Raw genomic sequence first — 16382 nt, 5'->3', positions numbered from 1 at the left:
ATTTTCTGCAGGAGCGACCTCCGCATGAACGCATCGACCCAACGTCCGCCGTTCGCCGGCAAGACTTTCGAAGTCCGTTACGACGGCCTCACCGCGCTCAACGCGTACGACGAGGACGGCCGCCGCATGCGCTACGAGATCACCGAGGGCCCGTACGCGGGCGCGAAGGGTGAAGTCGAATACACGTGGCAGCCGATCGCCGGCGAGACCTACGCGATCTCGTGGCAGGAAGCCGACCGCGCGACGGTCGTGCACATCGACGATTTCGCCGCCGGCACGTCGCGCTCGTTCTTCACCGCGTCGTCGCTCGATTTCCACCGTCTCGAAGGCAGCCTGCGCGCGGTCTGAACGGAGCCCGACATGTCCACTTCACTCGACACACTCGCCGACGGCGGCTTCAGCGTCGGCATCGAACTGCCGCTCGACAACGACTGGTCGCCGGCCGGCGACGCGAAACGCCAGCACCAGGGCCGCCGCCCCGGCGTGCCCGACCTGGAGATCCACGCGGAGCTCGCGCAACTGGCCGACACGCTCGGCTTCCGCGCGCTCTGGGTGCGCGACGTGCCGCTGTACGACCCGTCGTTCGGCGACGCCGCGCAGGTGTTCGAAACGTTCTCGTATCTCGGCTACCTCGCGGGGATCACGAACGACATCCTGCTCGGCACGGCAGCCGTCGTGCTGCCGCTGCGCGAGCCGCTGCTGACGCTGAAATCGGCCGCGACGATCCAGGAGCTGAGCGGCGGGCGCCTGATGCTCGGCGTCGCGAGCGGCGACCGGCCGGTCGAATATCCGCTGTTCGGCCGCGATTTCGCGTCGCGCGGCGCGAATTTCCGCGACCAGGTCGAACTGCTGCGCGACGGCGCGCGCGGCCACCTGCCGCCCGGACTGGAAGTGCTGCCGGCCGCCCGTTCGCCGGTGCCGCTGCTCGTCGCGGGTCTCGCGCAGCAGACGCCTGCGTGGATCGGCGAGCACATGGATGGCTGCCTCGCGTATCCGGGCACCCCGGCCGACCATGCGCAGCGCGCCGCGAACTGGCGCGCGGTGGCCGGCGACAAGCCGTACGTGAGCTTCATCCACCTCGACCTCGCGGAAGATCCGCACGAGCCGCTGCAGCGGCACCGCTTCGGCGCCCGCGCGGGGCGCATCGCGCTGACGGAAGAACTCGCGGCGATGCGCGACGCGGGTGTGCTGCACATCGGCCTGCATTTCCGCCGCAACCGCCGCCCGCTCGACGAGACGATGGCCGAGATCGCGTCGGACGTACTACCCGCCTTCCATCCGAAGACGAACGCGCAAACGCACGCCGCGTAAGGCCGGCAACGGTCTCCGGCAGGCCCGGGGCACGATCCATATTTGACTTTAAATCAAATATTTTTGACCTCTAAAGGCGTTTATCTCATCAGTCTCAAGCACCAGAATGACTCCCATACCGCAACCGTTCCATCCCTCCCAGGAGCACATGATGAGCAAGATTCCCGCATTCGGCCTCGGCACTTTCCGCCTGCAGGGCCAGGTGGTCATCGACTCGGTCCGCAACGGCCTCGAAGTCGGCTACCGCGCGATCGACACCGCGCAGATCTACGGCAACGAAGCCGAAGTCGGCGAGGCGATCGCCGCATCGGGCGTGCGCCGTGAAGACCTGTTCCTGACCACGAAGATCTGGGTCGACAACTACGCACCGGAAAAGCTGGTCGCCAGCCTCGAGGAAAGCCTGCGCAAGCTGCGCACCGACCATGTCGACCTGACGCTGATCCACTGGCCGGCCCCGGACAACGGGGTGTCGATCCAGGCGTTCATGACCGCACTCGCCGACGCGAAGGCGAAGGGCCTGACGCGCCAGATCGGCATCTCCAACTTCAACATCGAACTGACGAAGGAAGCGATCGCGGCCGTCGGCAAGGATGCGATCGCGACGAACCAGATCGAACTGAGCCCGTACCTGCAGAACCGCAAGCTCGTCGAGTTCCTGAACGCCGAAGGCATCCACGTGACGTCGTACATGACGCTCGCGTACGGCAAGGTGCTCGGCGACCCGGTGATCGGCGCGATCGCGCAGCGTCACGACGCGACGCCCGCGCAAGTCGCACTCGCCTGGGCGCTGCAACTCGGCTACTCGGTGATCCCGTCGTCGACGAAGCGCGAGAACCTCGCGAGCAACCTGCTCGCGCAGACGCTGCGCCTGACCGACGAAGACATGGCGCAGATCGCCGCGCTCGAACGCAACGGCCGCGAAGTCGACCCGGCCGGCCTCGCGCCGAAGTGGGACTAGGGCCTGTTCCCGCTAATAACGGGCTTGCGCTGGCCCCCAGAAGGGCCGAGCGCAAGGATTGCGACGAAGCGAATACTCGACGTATTCGTGAGGAGTATGACGCGGCGATCGGCCCTTCTGGGGGCCAGCCCCACGAATGAATTTTTCCAAACAGGGGAACGTGCCTTGCCGGCCGCATTGCGGCGTCGCGCGTCGCTTGTTTGGCTCGGCCAAACGGCGCTCCTTGCTTCTTGCACTGCAGCCGGCAAGGCACGTTCGCAAGCCCGTTATTAGCGGGAACAGGCCCTAGCACCGCGCCCTCGTTCGACAAGACCCGCCCGCGGCCAGCCGGCCGCGGCACCGAAAGGACACCACCATGACCCAGGACCCGCTTTTCCAACCGCTGCGACTCGGCGCACTGACCCTGCCGAACCGCATCGTGATGCCGCCGATGACGCGTTCGCGCGCCAGCCAGCCCGGCGACGAAGCCAACGAACTGATGGCCGCGTATTACGCGCAGCGCGCGAGTGCGGGCCTGATCGTCAGCGAAGGCACCTACATCGCGCCGCTCGGCAAGGGCTACGCGTGGACGCCCGGCATTCACACGCCGTCGCAGGTCGCGGGCTGGCGCAAGGTGACGGACGCCGTGCATGCCGCGCACGGCCGCATCTTCGCGCAGCTGTGGCACGTCGGCCGGTTGAGCCACACGAGCCTGCTCGGCGGTGCGCAGCCCGTATCGTCTTCGCCGCTCCAGGCAAAGGGCGTGAACGTGTTCGTCGCCGGCGAGGACGGCAGCACGCCGGGTTTCGTCCAGGCGTCCGAACCGCGCGCGCTGTCGGTCGATGAAATCCACGAGATCGTCGGCCAGTACCGCGCCGCCGCACGCAATGCGATCGAGGCCGGCTTCGACGGCGTCGAGCTGCACGGCGCGAACGGCTACCTCGTGAACCAGTTCATCGATTCGAACGCCAACACGCGCACCGACCAATACGGCGGCTCGCTGGAGAACCGGCTGCGCTTCCTGCGCGAAGTCACGCAAGCGCTGATCGAAGGCACCGGCGACGCATCGCGCGTCGGCATCCGCCTCGCGCCGCTGACCACGCTGAACGGCTGTGTCGACGACGATCCGGAAACGACCTATCTCGCGGCCGCGAAGCTGCTCGGCGAACTCGGCGTCGGCTACCTGCACATCGCGGAAGCCGACTGGGACGATGCGCCGCTGATGCCGGTCGCATTCAAGCAGCAACTGCGCGCCGCGTTCCCGGGCGTGCTGATCTATGCCGGTGCGTACACTGCCGAGCGCGCACGCGAAGCGATCGCCGCGGGCTGGGCCGACCTCGTCGCCTTCGGTCGCCCGTTCGTCGCGAACCCCGACCTGCCCGAGCGGCTGCGCACCGGCGCCACGCTCGCGCCGCACGACCGCAACACGCTGTTCGGCGGCGGCGCCCGCGGCCTGACCGACTACCCGACGCTCACGGAAGCCGCGGCGTAACGATCGACGGGAAGCTGGAACGAAAGCAACGCTCGCCCGGCTCGCACTCGCCGCGATCCGCTGATCGCATGTCCGCCCCCCGACAATCGCGGCCGCTATCGCCGCGATTGTCATTTCCGGGTTGCGGCCCACGCAATCGGCGTCTAGTGTTGACAGGATCGACTCCACACGACCGTCACCGGACCTGAAAGGACGCCCCGCCATGCCAAGCCGTTCCCCGACACGCGACATGCTGCTGGCCCTTGCGGCCGGTCTTTCCTGCGCGGCATTCACCGCGCCCGCGCATGCCGACGACGCTGCCGGTCTCGCGCCGCCAGCGCCGGCCACGCCGGTGCTGTCGACCAGCGCGAGCGGCTTGCAGGTCTACACGTGCGAATACGATGCCGAACACCGGCTCGCGTGGACATTCCAGCACCCCGAAGCACTGCTGTTCGATGCCGGCGGCACACTCGTCGTCCGGCACGGCACTGGGCCGTCGTGGGAAGCGCTCGACGGCAGCCGCATTACCGGCAAGAAGCTCGCGGAAACGCCGAGCGCAAGCCCGGCCAGCATTCCGCAACTGCTGCTCGCGGCGACGCCGGCCGCAACAGGCACGCTCGCCGGCGTGCGCTTCGTGCAGCGGCTCGACACGGCGGGCGGCACGCCGCCGGCCGCGGCATGCACGACCGAGCATGCGGTCGGCCGCTTTCCGTACTTCGCGCGATACGTGTTCCTGAAGTGACGCACGGCTTCACACGTACCGAGCATCGTCCCGGTGCCTTCCGTCACGCTTCCATTCAATCAGTTTTCCTATCTTTCATGCATGGAAAAGTGAAACGATCGACGCCTTCGTTCCGCGCGGCTCAGCGTATCCGCATCGACAACTCGACGTCGCCGCCGAACGGCACCGACAGATAGCCGTTTTCCGGTGCGCGCACGTACGCGAGGTACTCGGGGCTGTATTCCGCGTTGTCGGCCACGACGAACGCACCCGCCCTGAGGCGCGGTTCGACCAGCGCGAGGATTTCCGGATATAGCGCCTTCGCGCCGTCGAGCAGCAACAGGTCGACCGCATCCGGAAGATCGGCGGCCAGCGTGCGCAGCGCATCGCCTTCGCGAATCTCCACGAGATCGGCGAGCCCGGCCGCAGTCAGGTTCGCCTGTGCGCGCGCGACCTTCGACGGCTCGAATTCGCTCGTGATCAGCCGGCCGCCGCCGTTGTCGCGCAACGCGGCCGCGAGATGCAGCGTCGAGATGCCGAACGACGTGCCGAATTCGACGATCGCCCGCACGCCGCCGCTGCGCGCGAGCATGTACAGCAGCGTGCCCGTCTCGCGCGACACGGGAAGCGGAAAGTCCTTCAGGCGCGCATACAGATCGGCGTAGTCCGTCTTGCTGCGCATCAGCCGCGCTTGCTCGTCGCGCGACACGCCGGCGAAGGCCGGGCTCGTCGCGGGCGACGACGCCTCGGCTTCGTCGAACAGGCGCGCGAGCAGCGACGCCAGCGGGTCGTGAATCAGGGTGGTCATGCGGATCTCCGGTGTCAGGTTGAGCGCGTCAGTGCGCCCGACTAGAATATGACGAACTATTCAGGTTTTACTATTCGCATTGGCGAACCACCCATGACCGACCGCCGCAACGCCCCGATCGCCACGCGCAGACTGCCTCGGCAGGCGCGCTCGACCCGTCTCGTCGAGGACGTCCTCGAAGCCGCTATTCAGGTTTTGGCTGCCGAAGGCGCGCAGCGTTTCACGATGGCGCGCGTCGCCGAGCGCGCCGGCGTGAGCGTCGGCTCGCTGTACCAGTACTTCCCGAACAAGGCGTCCGTGCTGTTCCGGCTGCAGCACGACGAATGGCGGCAGACGTCCGACATGCTGTGCGCAATACTGCAGGACATGCGGAAGACGCCGCCCGAGCGGCTGCGCGCGGCCGTCCATGCGTTCATCCGTTCGGAATGCGACGAGGCGGGCATGCGCATCGCACTCGACGACGCCGCGCCGCTCTATCGCGACGCCCCCGAGGCGCAGGAAGTGCGGGCCGAGGGCAACCGGGTCTTCAGCGCGTTCATGCGGGAAGCGCTGCCCGGCGTGCCCGACGCCACGCATGCGCTCGTCTGCGAGCTGATCATCACGACGCTCACGTCGGGCGGCAAGACATTCTCCGAAACTGCGCGCACGCCGGCGGAAATCGATGCCTATTCGAACGCGATGGCCGACATGTTCTGCACGTACCTCGCGCATCTCACTCGCACTTGACGCGACGGGGGCCGGAACGCGCGCGAGCGCAGGCCGCGCGCGGCACCGGTATCATCCGGGTGCCGCTGGCGCACGGCCGCGCATCGCGTCGCACGCCGTCGTTTTCATGCGCGCGTGCAGCCCCAATGAAAGATATTCGTAAGACTCGATGCCGTACCCGCTTCCGCCCTGCCCGCCGACCCCGCATTCAAATAGTCGCCTTAACGGATTCGAACTAGGCGTATACACGCGTGCCGTCGCAACGAAGCCCCGTTGCACGCCGATATAAGCGCTGCGACATGCGCTGCATGCTCTTCCCCCGATGGGACGTGATGGGCGGCTCGCCTAACCTTCGCTACGGCAAAGCACACGTGACGGGGTCGACCACACCACGCGTCGTCCGACGCGACACCCTCGCGATCGTTTCGATTCGCACGTAACGACACGCATCACGCGTCACTCGTCCCCACGACGTTGCCGACAAATCCCAACTAGATACGAGACACCCTGACGACGGTTCGCTACGGGCCGTTTCAGCATGCTGATAAAGGAGCAAGCTCATGAGTGATACCCCGGTGCAGCCGACGGTCGACGTCGGCTCGGCAGAAACGGACTTTGGCACCCAGGGAGTCATCGACCGGTACTTCGGCATTTCGTCGCGCGGCAGCACGCAGCGCACGGAGATCGTTGCCGGCGTCACCACCTTCCTCGCGATGGTCTATTCCGTGTTCGTCGTGCCCGGCATGTTCGGCAAGGCCGGCTTCGACACGAGCGCCGTGTTCGTCGCGGTCTGCCTCACGACCGCGTTCGGCTCGCTGCTGATGGGCCTGTGGGCGAAACTGCCGATCGCGATCGGCTGCGCGATCTCGCTGACTGCGTTCACCGCGTTCGGCCTCGTGCTCGGCAAGGGCCTGCATCCGACCGTCGCGCTCGGCGCCGTGTTCCTGATGGGCCTCGTGTTCACGGGCATCTCGGTCACCGGCGTACGTTCGTGGATCCTGCGCAACCTGCCCGCGGGCGTCGCGCACGGCACGGGCATTGGCATCGGCCTGTTCCTGCTGCTGATCGCGTCGAACGATGTCGGCCTCGTGATCAAGAACCCGGGCGCCGGCCTGCCGGTCTCGCTCGGCCAGATCACCGCGCTCCCGGTCATCATGTCGATCGTCGGCCTCGCCGCGATCTTCGGCCTCGAGAAGCGTCGCGTGCCGGGCGGCATCCTGCTCGTCGTGATCGCGATCTCGATCTTCGGCCTGGTCTTCGATCCGGCCGTGAAGTACCACGGCATCTTCGCGCTGCCGTCGCTGAGCGCACCGGGCCATGCGTCGCTGATCGGCGCGATGGACATCAAGGGCGCGCTCTCGATGGCCGTGCTGCCGAGCGTGCTGGCACTGGTGATGACCGCCGTGTTCGACGCGACCGGGACGATCCGCGCAGTCGCGGGCCAAGCCGGCCAGCTCGACGAGAACGGCCGCATCATCAACGGCGGCCGCGCACTGACCGCCGATTCGATCAGCTCGATCTTCTCAGGGTTCCTCGGCGGCGCGCCGGCGGCAGCCTACATCGAGTCGAGCGTCGGCGTGGCCGCTGGCGCAAAGACGGGCCTCGCGGCCGCCGTCGTCGGCCTGCTGTTCCTCGTCGTGATGTTCTTCTCGCCGCTCGCGGGCCTCGTGCCGTCGTACGCCACCGCACCGGCGCTGATGTACGTCGGCCTGCTGATGCTCGGCAGCGTGAGCAAGCTGCACATGGACGACATGGTCGACGCGATGTCGGGCCTCGTGTGCGCGGTGTTCATCGTGCTGACCGCGAACATCGTGACGGGTATCATGCTCGGCTTCTCGACGCTCGTGATCGGCCGCATCGCCAGCGGCGAATTCCGCAAGCTCAACGTCGGCACCGTGCTCATCGCGGCCGTGCTCGTCGCCTTCTATCTCGGCGGCTGGGCGATCTGACCGCGACACATGCGCGACGTCGCCGGCAGAAGGGCGGCGCGCATCGGGACGACGACGTCTCCTCCACCATCATCGTTGATGGTCTCCAGGCCTGGGAACGCGAGTTTCCAGGCTTTTTTTGTCGGGACGGCGTCCTGCGCGGAAACGCCGTGACGCCAATCCGCGCCCGGTGCTACGATCGCGCATTGCCCCTTCAGGAGCCGCGATGAACGCGCTCGGCATCGTCTCCGAATCGACCACCCGCAACTCGGCGCGCAAGCCGCCGTTCATTCCGTCGTTCGGGTTCCACGAAGTGCATGAATCGCAGCCGATCGGCGCACCGCCCGCGCGCATCATCGACGCCGTCGCGTCGCTCGACATGCGCACTGATCCGGTCGTCAACGCGCTGCTCACGGTGCGCGAACTCCCGACGACGCTCGTTGGCACGCTCCGCCACCGGCCGGCCCGCGACGAGCGGGCGCGCTTCGGCCTCCACACGTTCACACCGCTCCAGCGCGACGATACGTCGCTGTCGCTCGGCCTCATCGGACGCTTCTGGCGCCCGACGCTCGACGTACGCGCGATCGCCGACGCAGCGGCCTTCGCGCGCCACGACGACCCGCTCGATGCGAAGCTGGTGCTTCGCTTCGAGGTCGTCGGGCTCGCATCGGGTGCGCACGTGCTGCGCACCGAAACCTTCGTTCATTGCCCGAGTGCGCGAGCGCGCTGGCTGTTCATGCCTTACTGGCTCGCGATCCGGCTGGGGAGCGGCTGGATCCGGCGCCGTACGCTGGCGGCGGTCGAGCTGGCGCTGGCCTAGGCACGACGCATCAGAACGGCTTGACCACGACCAGCCCGACGACTATCGCCGTCGCGGCCACGACCGCGCCCGCTGCGTGCCCGAGCCACGGTGCCGGCACGACAACCAGATCGTCACGCTCCATGCGCCGCAGCGTGCCGGCCAGCATCCCGTGCAGTGCCGACAGCGCGACGACCACCACCAGCTTCACCGACAGCCACGCGGCACCGAACCAGTGACCGTTCAGCGCGATCGCGATCCCCGTGATCCACACGAGCGCAAGCGCGGGCGCCGTCACCGTGCGATCCCAGCGCCGCACCGCGCGATGCACGGCGAGGTTCGCGATCCTGATACCGACGGACAACATCAGCAGCCCGCCGACGAACGTGACGACGGCCGCCACGTGCACGGCCTTCAGTTCCAGGTAGATCATCGTGCGTGCCGCTTGCGCGCGATCCATCCCGCACTCGCCAGCCCCGCGAACGGCACGACGGCCGACAGCACGAGCCGCGCGACCTCGCCCCGGCTCCACAGCCCGCTCGACGCGGTGCCGACGACCGCCCACACGTACATCGCGAACGCGATCCCATGCACCGGGCCCATGATCGATACCGCGGCCGGATAGCCGGCCAGATGCTTGAGCGGCACGGCGACGCACACGAGCACGACGAGCGTGGCCGCCTCGAGCAGCGACAGGTACTGCAGGTTCCGCAACGCATTGCGATCGTCTTGTTTCATCGGCAGGCTCCAGGTTGATCCGCCGCGATTGTCCCGTGTGGTGCGGGTTCGAGCCATTGGCTAGAATGACATCTTTCAACGGATTCTGGCCACGGCCTCGGATGTCATGCACACGGTCGCCGTTCTCGCTTTGCCCGAAGTCGTGCCGTTCGACCTGGGCGTCGCATGCGACACGTTCGCGCGCGTGTGCTTGCCCGGCGGCGGCGCGCCTGCCTACCGCGTGCGCGTGTGCAGCGAGCAGCCGCGCGTCGCCGGCGACCTGTTCGAGCTGCGCCCGCCGTTTCGTCTCGACGCACTGGCCGATGCCGATACGATCATGGTCCCCGGCACGTCCGTGCCGCTCGCCCCGACGTCGCGCCGCGTGCTCGCGGCGTTATGCGCGGCGGCCGCGCGCGGCTGCCGGATCGCGTCGATCTGCAGCGGCGCGTTCGTGCTCGCGGAAGCCGGGTTGCTCGACGGACTGCGCGCGACGACACACTGGCTCGCGGCCGCCGAACTCGCGCGCCGCTATCCGGACGTCGACGTCGATCCCAACGTGCTGTTCGTCGACAACGGGCAGATCCTGACGTCGGCCGGCGCGGCGGCCGGCCTCGACCTGTGCCTGCACATGATCCAGGCCGACTACGGCGCGGCGGTGGCCGTCGACGCCGCACGCAGCGCGGTCGCGCCGCGCGTGCGCGAAGGCGGGCAGGCGCAGTTCATCGCGCCCGAATGGCCGGCCGGCGGCGACGGGTTGCAGGACCTGATGGACTGGCTCCAGGCGAACCTGCGCAAGCCGCTCACGCTCGACGCGATGGCCCGCAAGGCGTCGACGAGCGTGCGCACGCTGACGCGGCGTTTCCAGGAGCAGACCGGCACGTCGCCGCGGCAATGGCTGCAGACCGCTCGCGTCAGGCACGCACAGCAGTTGCTGGAAGTGACGGAACTGTCGATCGAGCATGTCGCGACGGAAGCCGGGTTCGGCTCGGTCACCGCGTTTCGCGAGCGGTTCGCACGCATCGTCGGCACGTCGCCGCAGCGCTATCGCCAGACGTTCCGCGCACGCGCCGGCGCGTGACCTTCATCAGGATCGCTACGTAAGGCATGAAACCGTCGCCCCCTCCCGCGCCAACCGGACCCGACCGATGACCCGCATCCGCAACCCCCTGAACATCGCGCAGCTCCAGGCGTTCGTCTCCGCCGCGCACCTCAAGAGCCTGCGCGCTGCCGCGCGCGAACTCGGCGTCACGCAACCCGCGATCACGCATACGATCCGCGAGCTCGAAACGGCGCTCAACGCGGAGCTGCTCGCGCGCAGCGTGCGCGGCGTCGAGCTGACCGCGTGCGGCCAGGCGCTGCTGCCGCGCGCCGAGCAGCTGCTCGGCGACATCCGCCGCACGGTCGAGGCCGTCGAGCAGGTGAAGGGCGAGATGGCGGGGCGCGTCGCGGTCGGCACGATGCCGTCGATCGCGCTAACCGCGCTGCCGCATGCGGTCACGGCCTTCCGCCGGTCGATGCCGAACGTGAGCCTGCATCTGGAGGAGGTGACGGTGCCCGACGCGCTCGCGCAGTTGCGCAACGGCACGCTCGACATCGCTGCGATGCACCATGTGCCCGCGCTCGACCGTGATTTCACGCAATCGCCGCTGCTGTCGACCGAATTCACGATCGTGATGCGCGACGGCCATCCGCTCGCGCATGCGCGCCGTTTAGAGGAACTGCTCGATGCCGAGTGGATCGTCACTGTCGGCGCCGAACAGTTTCCGCACAGCGTGATGGTCGGGATGTTCGAGACGCACGGGCTGCCGCTGCCGAAACGTTTGCTGCGCTCGCCGATGTCGTTCGCGGTGACGCTCGGGCTCGTCGCGCGCTCCGACGTGATCGGCTGCTTCACGCGGCCGCTGGCCGAGATGGTCGCGCCGCTCGGCATCCGCACGGCCGAACTCGACGAAAGCATGCCGCGCTTCGACCTGTCGATCATCGCGCGGCGCGACCTGCTGCCCACGCCCGCCGTATCGCAATTCGTCACGTGCCTGCAGCGCGCGGTCAACGAAACGCTCGGCTGAATCGTTCCTGTGTCTGAAACGGCGGCGCCCGCGACGCGCCGCCGCCGGGCCCGGTATCGGGGCTTGTCCTAGGCGCCCTTCCGGTATTTTGTCTTGATAATCTTCCGCACGTCGCGCGCCCGCATCGGGTGGGCGAAACGGACAGTCCGACGCGAAACCGCGGCGGACCGAAGGCTTACGGCGCGGCACAACCGCGCACCCATCGAACAAAACGAGGAGTCACCTGGTGAAAAAGATTCTTGCGGCTGTGACCGTTGCCCTGCTCGCCGTATCGGCTGGCGGCGCGTACGCAAAGGACTGGTCGACCGTGCGGTTCGGCGTCGACGCGAGCTACCCGCCTTTCGAATCGAAAGGCGCTGACGGCAAGGTTGTGGGTTTCGACGTCGATCTCGGCAACGAAATCTGCCGCCGCATCAACGCAAAGTGCGTGTGGATCGAAAACGACTTCGACGGGATGATCCCGGCGCTGAAGGCCCGCAAGTTCGACGGCGTGCTGTCGTCGATGTCGATGACGCCGGCGCGTCAGGAGCAGATCGCCTTCTCGGCGAAGCTGTTCAACACGCCGACGCGCCTCGTCACGAAGAAGGGCACGGGCCTGCTGCCGACGGCTGAATCGCTGAAGGGCAAGTCGGTCGGCGTCGAGCAGGGCACGATCCAGGAAACCTACGCGAAGACGTACTGGGCCTCGAAGGGCGTGAACGTCGTGCCTTACCAGAACCAGGACCAGGTCTACGCCGACCTGATCTCGGGCCGTCTGGACGGCGCGCTGCAGGACGCGGTGCAGGCCGAGATCGGCTTCCTGAAGACGCCGCGCGGCGCGAACTTCGACTTCGCCGGCAAGGATATCGACGATCCGAAGACGCTCGGCAACGGTGCCGGCATCGGCCTGCGCAAGGAAGACACCGACCTGAAGTCGAAGATCGACGGCGCGATCGCCGGCATGCGCAAGGACGGCACGTACGACAAGATCGCGAAGAAGTACTTCGATTTCGACGTCTACGGCAAGTAACACGGCCAGCCGGCGCACCATGCGCCGCAACGGAACGGGCGCCGCGAGGCGCCCGTTTCGTTTGCGCGCGCGGCGGATGCAACGTTATTTTTTCCGCGCCAACCTGATGATTCACAACGGAAAACGCAATGTTCTGGCGCCGGTTTGATGGCGGCGAGGAAGGCAACGTACAATCGATCTTCCACGCACACCGGATCATTCGCGGCTGCGCCGCACTCCCCTCATCATGCAAACGCAGACCCATCCGCTGATTTCCCCCGCCGTCGGCACCGAACGACAGATCACGAGCTTCCACTACGGCCCGCGCGGCGGCAAGAAGGTCTACATCCAGTCGTCGCTGCACGCGGACGAACTGCCCGGCATGCTGGTCGCCACGTTGCTGCGCCGCAAGATCGCCGCGCTCGAGACGGCCGGCAAGCTGCGCGGCGAAGTCGTGATCGTGCCCGTGCCGAACCCGATCGGCCTGTCGCAGCACGTGTTCGGCGATCATCTCGGCCGCTTCGAGCTCGGCTCGATGCAGAACTTCAACCGCAATTTCTACGATCTCGCGGCACTGGTGCTGCCGCGCGTCGAACACCACCTCACGAACGATGCGCAACGCAACCTCGTCGCCGTGCGCGCCGCGATGCGCGAAGCGCTCGACGAGCAGAAGCCGCGCACCGAGCTCGACTCGCAGCGCCTCGCGCTGCAGAAGCTGTCGTTCGACGCCGATATCGTGCTCGACCTGCACTGCGACAGCGATGCGGTGATGCACCTCTACACGAATCCCGACCTGTGGCCGGACGTCGAGCCGCTGTCGCGCTATCTCGACGCACAGGCGTCGCTGCTCGCGCTGAATTCGGTCGGCAATCCGTTCGACGAAATCCACAGCTTCTGCTGGTCGGATCTGCGCAACCGCTTCGGCGACCGCTTCCCGATCCCGAACGGCGCGATTTCCGTCACGGTGGAACTGCGTAGCGAACGCGACGTGTCCTACGAGTTCGCCGAAAAGGATGCACAGGCGATCGTCGAATACCTGACCGAGCGCGGCGTTGTCGACGGCACGCCGGCGCCGCTGCCGCCGCTCGCGCATCCGGCCACGCCGCTCGCGGGCACCGATCCGCTCGTCGCGCCCGTGTCGGGCGTGATCGTGTTCCGCACGCCGGTCGGCGCGATGATCGAGGCCGGCGAGGCCGTGGCCGACATCGTCGACCCGCTGACCGATCGCGTCGTCACGTTGAAGAGCAGCGTATCGGGCGTGCTGTACGCGCGCCAGATCGTGCGCTTCGCGACGGCCGGCATGGAAGTCGCACGGATCGCCGGCGCGACTGCGATCCGTACGGGTTCGCTGCTGTCGGCCTGAGCGGCCGGCCCGCGCGCCCGGTCACGGCGCGCATCGCACGCACCAACGAAATCGCCCGCTTGCGCGGGCGATTTGCTTTCCGGAGAGCGTGGCGCGGCGGCCGCTCAGGCCGCCGGCCGTTCAGCGTGAAGACCGATCAGAAGGCCGGCACGATCGCACCGCCGAACTTCTGGTCGATGAACTTGCGCACGTCGTCCGATTCATAGGCCGCGACGAGCTTCTTCACCCACGGCTTGTCCTTGTCCTGCGCGCGCACCGCGATCAGATTCGCGTACGGGCCGCGCAGATCCTCGATCGCGATCGCATCCTTCACCGGCGTGAGCCCGGCCTTCACCGCGTAGTCGGTGTTGATCGACGCGGCATCGACGTCGGGCAGCGCGCGCGGCAGTTGCGCGGAATCAAGCTCGACGATCTTGATCTTCTTCGGGTTCTCGGCGATGTCGAGCGGCGTCGCGTTCACGCCGTTCGCGCCGACGCCTGGCTTCAGCTTGATCACCCCGTACTTCTGCAGCAGCAGCAGCGCGCGGTTGCCGTTCGACGGGTCGTTCTGGATCCCGACCTTCGCGCCCACCGGCAAGTCCTTCAGCGACTTGAGCTTCTTCGAATAGAAGCCCATCGGCGCGGTGTAGGTGAGCCCGACGTTCACGATCTTGTAGCCGCGCTGCTTGATCTGGCTGTCGAGGAACGGCTGGTGCTGGAAGCCGTTCGCGTCGAGATCGCCCGCATCGAGCGCCGCGTTCGGCTGCACGTAGTCGTTGAATTCGATGACCTTGATCGCGAGCCCTTCGCGCGCGGCGACCTTCGTCACTTCGGTCCAGATCTGTGCGTCGGGGCCGCTCATCGTGCCGATCTTCAGCGTTTGCGAATCGGCGTGCGCGCCGGGTGCGGCGAATGCCAGCGCGGCGGCGAGTGCGCCGAGGCCGGTCAGAATCGAGCGTCGCATGTGGTGTCCTCTTGTCCCATGTCGTTTGTTGGAGGACGGATCGTGGCATGGCGCGCAGGCGCCGCAAACCAAGCTTATTTCATGTGCATATTCCGGCTCGGAATCGAATGACAGCCGAAATCGGTATAACCCCCGCTATACAACCCGGGCAGAATTCAGTGTCGCATCGGCGCCACACATTCTTCATATGACAGTCGCTGTCATATTCATTACGTGGCCCGCCGATAAAGTTGCCGCCGGTCCGTGAAAGCGCCCAGAGAGAGCGCCGGAACCGCAACTGGACACGCCATTCATTCGCTCGGAGAATCCTTTGAACAAGAAACTGTTGACCATCGCCGTCTTGGCAGCAACGGCCGGCACGGCGCACGCACAAAGCAGCGTGACGCTGTACGGCGTCATCGATGCCGGTATCAGCTACGTGAACCACAGCAAGACCGCCAACGGCGGCACGGGCAAGCTGTTCAAGTATGACGACGGCGTTGCCCAGGGCAGCCGTTGGGGCCTGCGCGGCACCGAAGACCTCGGTGGCGGCCTGAAGGCGATCTTCGTGCTCGAAAACGGCTTCAACAGCGGCAACGGCACGATCGGCCAGGGTGGCGCGATCTTCGGCCGCCAGGCTTACGTCGGCCTGAGCCAGTCGCAATACGGCACGGTCACGTTCGGCCGCCAGTACTCGTTCTCGACCGACATCCTCGGTTCGAACTACTCGACGGGCGGCAACACCGTCGCGGGTAACTACGCGTACCACGTCAACGACATCGACCAGCTCACGTCGAGCCGCATCAACAACGCCGTGAAGTTCCAGAGCGCGAACTACTCGGGCTTCACGTTCGGCGCGTTGTACGGCTTCTCGAACTCGACGGACTTCGCCGGCGCACCGGCCACGACGACGGGCACGACGACGACCGCAGGCTCGTCGCGCGCATACAGCTTCGGCCTGAACTACGCGAACGGCCCGGTCTCGGTCGGCGCGGCGTACACGGACATCCGCTACCCGAGCCAGTCGACGCCGGGCTTCTCGACGACGATCGCGAACCTGAGCACGGGCAACGTCCGCGACCTGCGCACGTACGGCGTCGGTGGCCGCTACGTCTGGGGCCCGGCAACGGCATGGCTGCTGTGGACGCGTACGCAGTTCTCGACCGTTTCGGGCGCGGGCGGCACGTTCTACAACGCCTACGAAGCAGGCGCGAAGTACGCCTTCACGCCGGCACTGTCGGGCGGCCTCGGCTACACGTACACGAACGCGACGCAGAACGGCAACTCGTGGCACTGGAACCAGGTCAACGGTATCGCCGACTACGCACTCAGCAAGCGTACGGACGTGTACGGCCTGGTCGTGTACCAGCAGGCTTCGGGCAAGGGCGTGCAAGCGCAGATCGGCTCGAGCACGAGCTACTTCAACACGTCGGGCACGGGTTCGAAGAACCAGATCGCCGCACGTATCGGTATCCGTCACAAGTTCTAAAGCATCCGCTTAACTCGCGGATCACGACGGCAAGAAGCGCCCCGCTCCACGCGGGGCGCTTTTTTATGGGCTTTTAAGTTTCGCTTAATTCTGGGCTGAGAGGATGCTCTCACCCCCCCTGTTGGCCGCCTGAGCATCGGCGGCTTTTTTTTTAGAC

General features: G+C 66.9%; 17 protein-coding genes. 13 read left to right on the top strand and 4 right to left on the bottom strand.

Going from position 1 to position 16382, the window contains the following annotated elements:
* Positions 1 to 24 precede the first annotated feature (24 nt).
* From AC5LXX_RS17560 to AC5LXX_RS17540, 5 genes are all read left to right on the top strand, one after another.
* The gene (locus AC5LXX_RS17560) at positions 25 to 348 is read left to right on the top strand and encodes a MoaF-related domain-containing protein (protein WP_124455496.1); all 324 of its coding nucleotides are present in this window, start codon (positions 25 to 27) and stop codon (positions 346 to 348) included.
* Between the two features lie 12 nt (positions 349 to 360).
* Entirely contained in the window at positions 361 to 1311 is a 951-nt protein-coding gene (locus AC5LXX_RS17555; RefSeq protein ID WP_493412442.1) for an LLM class oxidoreductase, read from the top strand.
* A 151-nt stretch (positions 1312 to 1462) separates the two neighbouring features.
* Positions 1463 to 2269 (top strand): 2,5-didehydrogluconate reductase DkgB, encoded by an 807-nt coding sequence (gene dkgB / locus AC5LXX_RS17550; protein WP_493412441.1) that lies wholly within the window; start codon positions 1463 to 1465, stop codon positions 2267 to 2269.
* Between the two features lie 355 nt (positions 2270 to 2624).
* A complete protein-coding gene (locus AC5LXX_RS17545) occupies positions 2625 to 3740 on the top strand; it encodes an alkene reductase (protein ID WP_493412440.1) in 1116 nt (371 codons plus the stop codon).
* Between the two features lie 202 nt (positions 3741 to 3942).
* Entirely contained in the window at positions 3943 to 4461 is a 519-nt protein-coding gene (locus AC5LXX_RS17540) for a DUF3455 domain-containing protein (RefSeq protein WP_493412439.1), read from the top strand.
* A gap of 121 nt (positions 4462 to 4582) precedes the next feature.
* Here the strand turns inward: AC5LXX_RS17540 and AC5LXX_RS17535 are convergent, their stop codons facing one another.
* Positions 4583 to 5248 carry an O-methyltransferase gene (locus AC5LXX_RS17535; protein ID WP_493412438.1) on the bottom strand — a complete coding sequence of 222 codons (666 nt, stop codon included), beginning with the start codon at positions 5246 to 5248 and terminating at the stop codon, positions 4583 to 4585.
* Positions 5249 to 5296: 48 nt separating this feature from the next.
* On the opposite strand from AC5LXX_RS17535, the gene AC5LXX_RS17530 reads away from it, so the two are divergent.
* From AC5LXX_RS17530 to AC5LXX_RS17520, 3 genes are all read left to right on the top strand, one after another.
* Positions 5297 to 5974 (top strand): TetR/AcrR family transcriptional regulator, encoded by a 678-nt coding sequence (locus AC5LXX_RS17530; protein ID WP_493412437.1) that lies wholly within the window; start codon positions 5297 to 5299, stop codon positions 5972 to 5974.
* 539 nt (positions 5975 to 6513) lie between these two features.
* Positions 6514 to 7902 carry an NCS2 family permease gene (locus tag AC5LXX_RS17525; protein WP_493412436.1) on the top strand — a complete coding sequence of 463 codons (1389 nt, stop codon included), beginning with the start codon at positions 6514 to 6516 and terminating at the stop codon, positions 7900 to 7902.
* A gap of 205 nt (positions 7903 to 8107) precedes the next feature.
* Positions 8108 to 8701: a hypothetical protein gene (locus tag AC5LXX_RS17520; protein WP_493412435.1), complete on the top strand. Its 594-nt coding sequence runs from the start codon at positions 8108 to 8110 to the stop codon at positions 8699 to 8701.
* 10 nt (positions 8702 to 8711) lie between these two features.
* On the opposite strand, the gene AC5LXX_RS17515 is transcribed toward AC5LXX_RS17520, so the two are convergent.
* Positions 8712 to 9113 carry a CopD family protein gene (locus AC5LXX_RS17515; protein ID WP_493413452.1) on the bottom strand — a complete coding sequence of 134 codons (402 nt, stop codon included), beginning with the start codon at positions 9111 to 9113 and terminating at the stop codon, positions 8712 to 8714.
* Positions 9110 to 9418, bottom strand: coding sequence for a DUF3817 domain-containing protein (locus AC5LXX_RS17510; RefSeq protein WP_493404545.1), 309 nt, complete (start codon positions 9416 to 9418; stop codon positions 9110 to 9112). The genes AC5LXX_RS17515 and AC5LXX_RS17510 overlap by 4 nt, the downstream gene beginning before the upstream one ends.
* Before the next feature lie 106 nt (positions 9419 to 9524).
* On the opposite strand from AC5LXX_RS17510, the gene AC5LXX_RS17505 reads away from it, so the two are divergent.
* From AC5LXX_RS17505 to AC5LXX_RS17490, 4 genes are all read left to right on the top strand, one after another.
* Entirely contained in the window at positions 9525 to 10475 is a 951-nt protein-coding gene (locus tag AC5LXX_RS17505; RefSeq protein ID WP_493412434.1) for a GlxA family transcriptional regulator, read from the top strand.
* Positions 10476 to 10542: 67 nt separating this feature from the next.
* Positions 10543 to 11463 (top strand): LysR substrate-binding domain-containing protein, encoded by a 921-nt coding sequence (locus AC5LXX_RS17500; RefSeq protein WP_493412433.1) that lies wholly within the window; start codon positions 10543 to 10545, stop codon positions 11461 to 11463.
* A 226-nt stretch (positions 11464 to 11689) separates the two neighbouring features.
* Positions 11690 to 12472, top strand: coding sequence for an ABC transporter substrate-binding protein (locus tag AC5LXX_RS17495; protein ID WP_493412432.1), 783 nt, complete (start codon positions 11690 to 11692; stop codon positions 12470 to 12472).
* A 226-nt stretch (positions 12473 to 12698) separates the two neighbouring features.
* Entirely contained in the window at positions 12699 to 13814 is a 1116-nt protein-coding gene (locus AC5LXX_RS17490) for a succinylglutamate desuccinylase/aspartoacylase family protein (RefSeq protein ID WP_493412431.1), read from the top strand.
* 136 nt (positions 13815 to 13950) lie between these two features.
* On the opposite strand, the gene AC5LXX_RS17485 is transcribed toward AC5LXX_RS17490, so the two are convergent.
* The gene (locus AC5LXX_RS17485; protein WP_124451110.1) at positions 13951 to 14757 is read right to left on the bottom strand and encodes a MetQ/NlpA family ABC transporter substrate-binding protein; all 807 of its coding nucleotides are present in this window, start codon (positions 14755 to 14757) and stop codon (positions 13951 to 13953) included.
* A gap of 310 nt (positions 14758 to 15067) precedes the next feature.
* Between AC5LXX_RS17485 and AC5LXX_RS17480 the strand changes: the two genes are divergently transcribed.
* Positions 15068 to 16225 carry a porin gene (locus tag AC5LXX_RS17480; RefSeq protein ID WP_124451107.1) on the top strand — a complete coding sequence of 386 codons (1158 nt, stop codon included), beginning with the start codon at positions 15068 to 15070 and terminating at the stop codon, positions 16223 to 16225.
* Positions 16226 to 16382: the final 157 nt, after the last annotated feature.

The organism is Burkholderia torrens (assembly GCF_984668525.1).
The sequence above is the reverse complement of the archived record's forward strand: the minus strand, read 5'-3'. Positions and strand labels throughout refer to the sequence as shown.

What these genes read in the sequence shown, in the direction of transcription:
- AC5LXX_RS17485 (WP_124451110.1), bottom strand. Translation starts at nt 14,757, where the DNA reads ATGCGACGCTCGATTCTGACCGGCCTCGGCGCACTCGCCGCCGCGCTG.
- dkgB (WP_493412441.1), top strand. Translation starts at nt 1,463, where the DNA reads ATGAGCAAGATTCCCGCATTCGGCCTCGGCACTTTCCGCCTGCAGGGC.
- AC5LXX_RS17500 (WP_493412433.1), top strand. Translation starts at nt 10,543, where the DNA reads ATGACCCGCATCCGCAACCCCCTGAACATCGCGCAGCTCCAGGCGTTC.
- AC5LXX_RS17490 (WP_493412431.1), top strand. Translation starts at nt 12,699, where the DNA reads ATGCAAACGCAGACCCATCCGCTGATTTCCCCCGCCGTCGGCACCGAA.
- AC5LXX_RS17530 (WP_493412437.1), top strand. Translation starts at nt 5,297, where the DNA reads ATGACGAACTATTCAGGTTTTACTATTCGCATTGGCGAACCACCCATG.
- AC5LXX_RS17515 (WP_493413452.1), bottom strand. Translation starts at nt 9,113, where the DNA reads ATGATCTACCTGGAACTGAAGGCCGTGCACGTGGCGGCCGTCGTCACG.
- AC5LXX_RS17535 (WP_493412438.1), bottom strand. Translation starts at nt 5,248, where the DNA reads ATGACCACCCTGATTCACGACCCGCTGGCGTCGCTGCTCGCGCGCCTG.
- AC5LXX_RS17510 (WP_493404545.1), bottom strand. Translation starts at nt 9,418, where the DNA reads ATGAAACAAGACGATCGCAATGCGTTGCGGAACCTGCAGTACCTGTCG.
- AC5LXX_RS17545 (WP_493412440.1), top strand. Translation starts at nt 2,625, where the DNA reads ATGACCCAGGACCCGCTTTTCCAACCGCTGCGACTCGGCGCACTGACC.
- AC5LXX_RS17540 (WP_493412439.1), top strand. Translation starts at nt 3,943, where the DNA reads ATGCCAAGCCGTTCCCCGACACGCGACATGCTGCTGGCCCTTGCGGCC.
- AC5LXX_RS17525 (WP_493412436.1), top strand. Translation starts at nt 6,514, where the DNA reads ATGAGTGATACCCCGGTGCAGCCGACGGTCGACGTCGGCTCGGCAGAA.
- AC5LXX_RS17560 (WP_124455496.1), top strand. Translation starts at nt 25, where the DNA reads ATGAACGCATCGACCCAACGTCCGCCGTTCGCCGGCAAGACTTTCGAA.
- AC5LXX_RS17505 (WP_493412434.1), top strand. Translation starts at nt 9,525, where the DNA reads ATGCACACGGTCGCCGTTCTCGCTTTGCCCGAAGTCGTGCCGTTCGAC.
- AC5LXX_RS17555 (WP_493412442.1), top strand. Translation starts at nt 361, where the DNA reads ATGTCCACTTCACTCGACACACTCGCCGACGGCGGCTTCAGCGTCGGC.
- AC5LXX_RS17520 (WP_493412435.1), top strand. Translation starts at nt 8,108, where the DNA reads ATGAACGCGCTCGGCATCGTCTCCGAATCGACCACCCGCAACTCGGCG.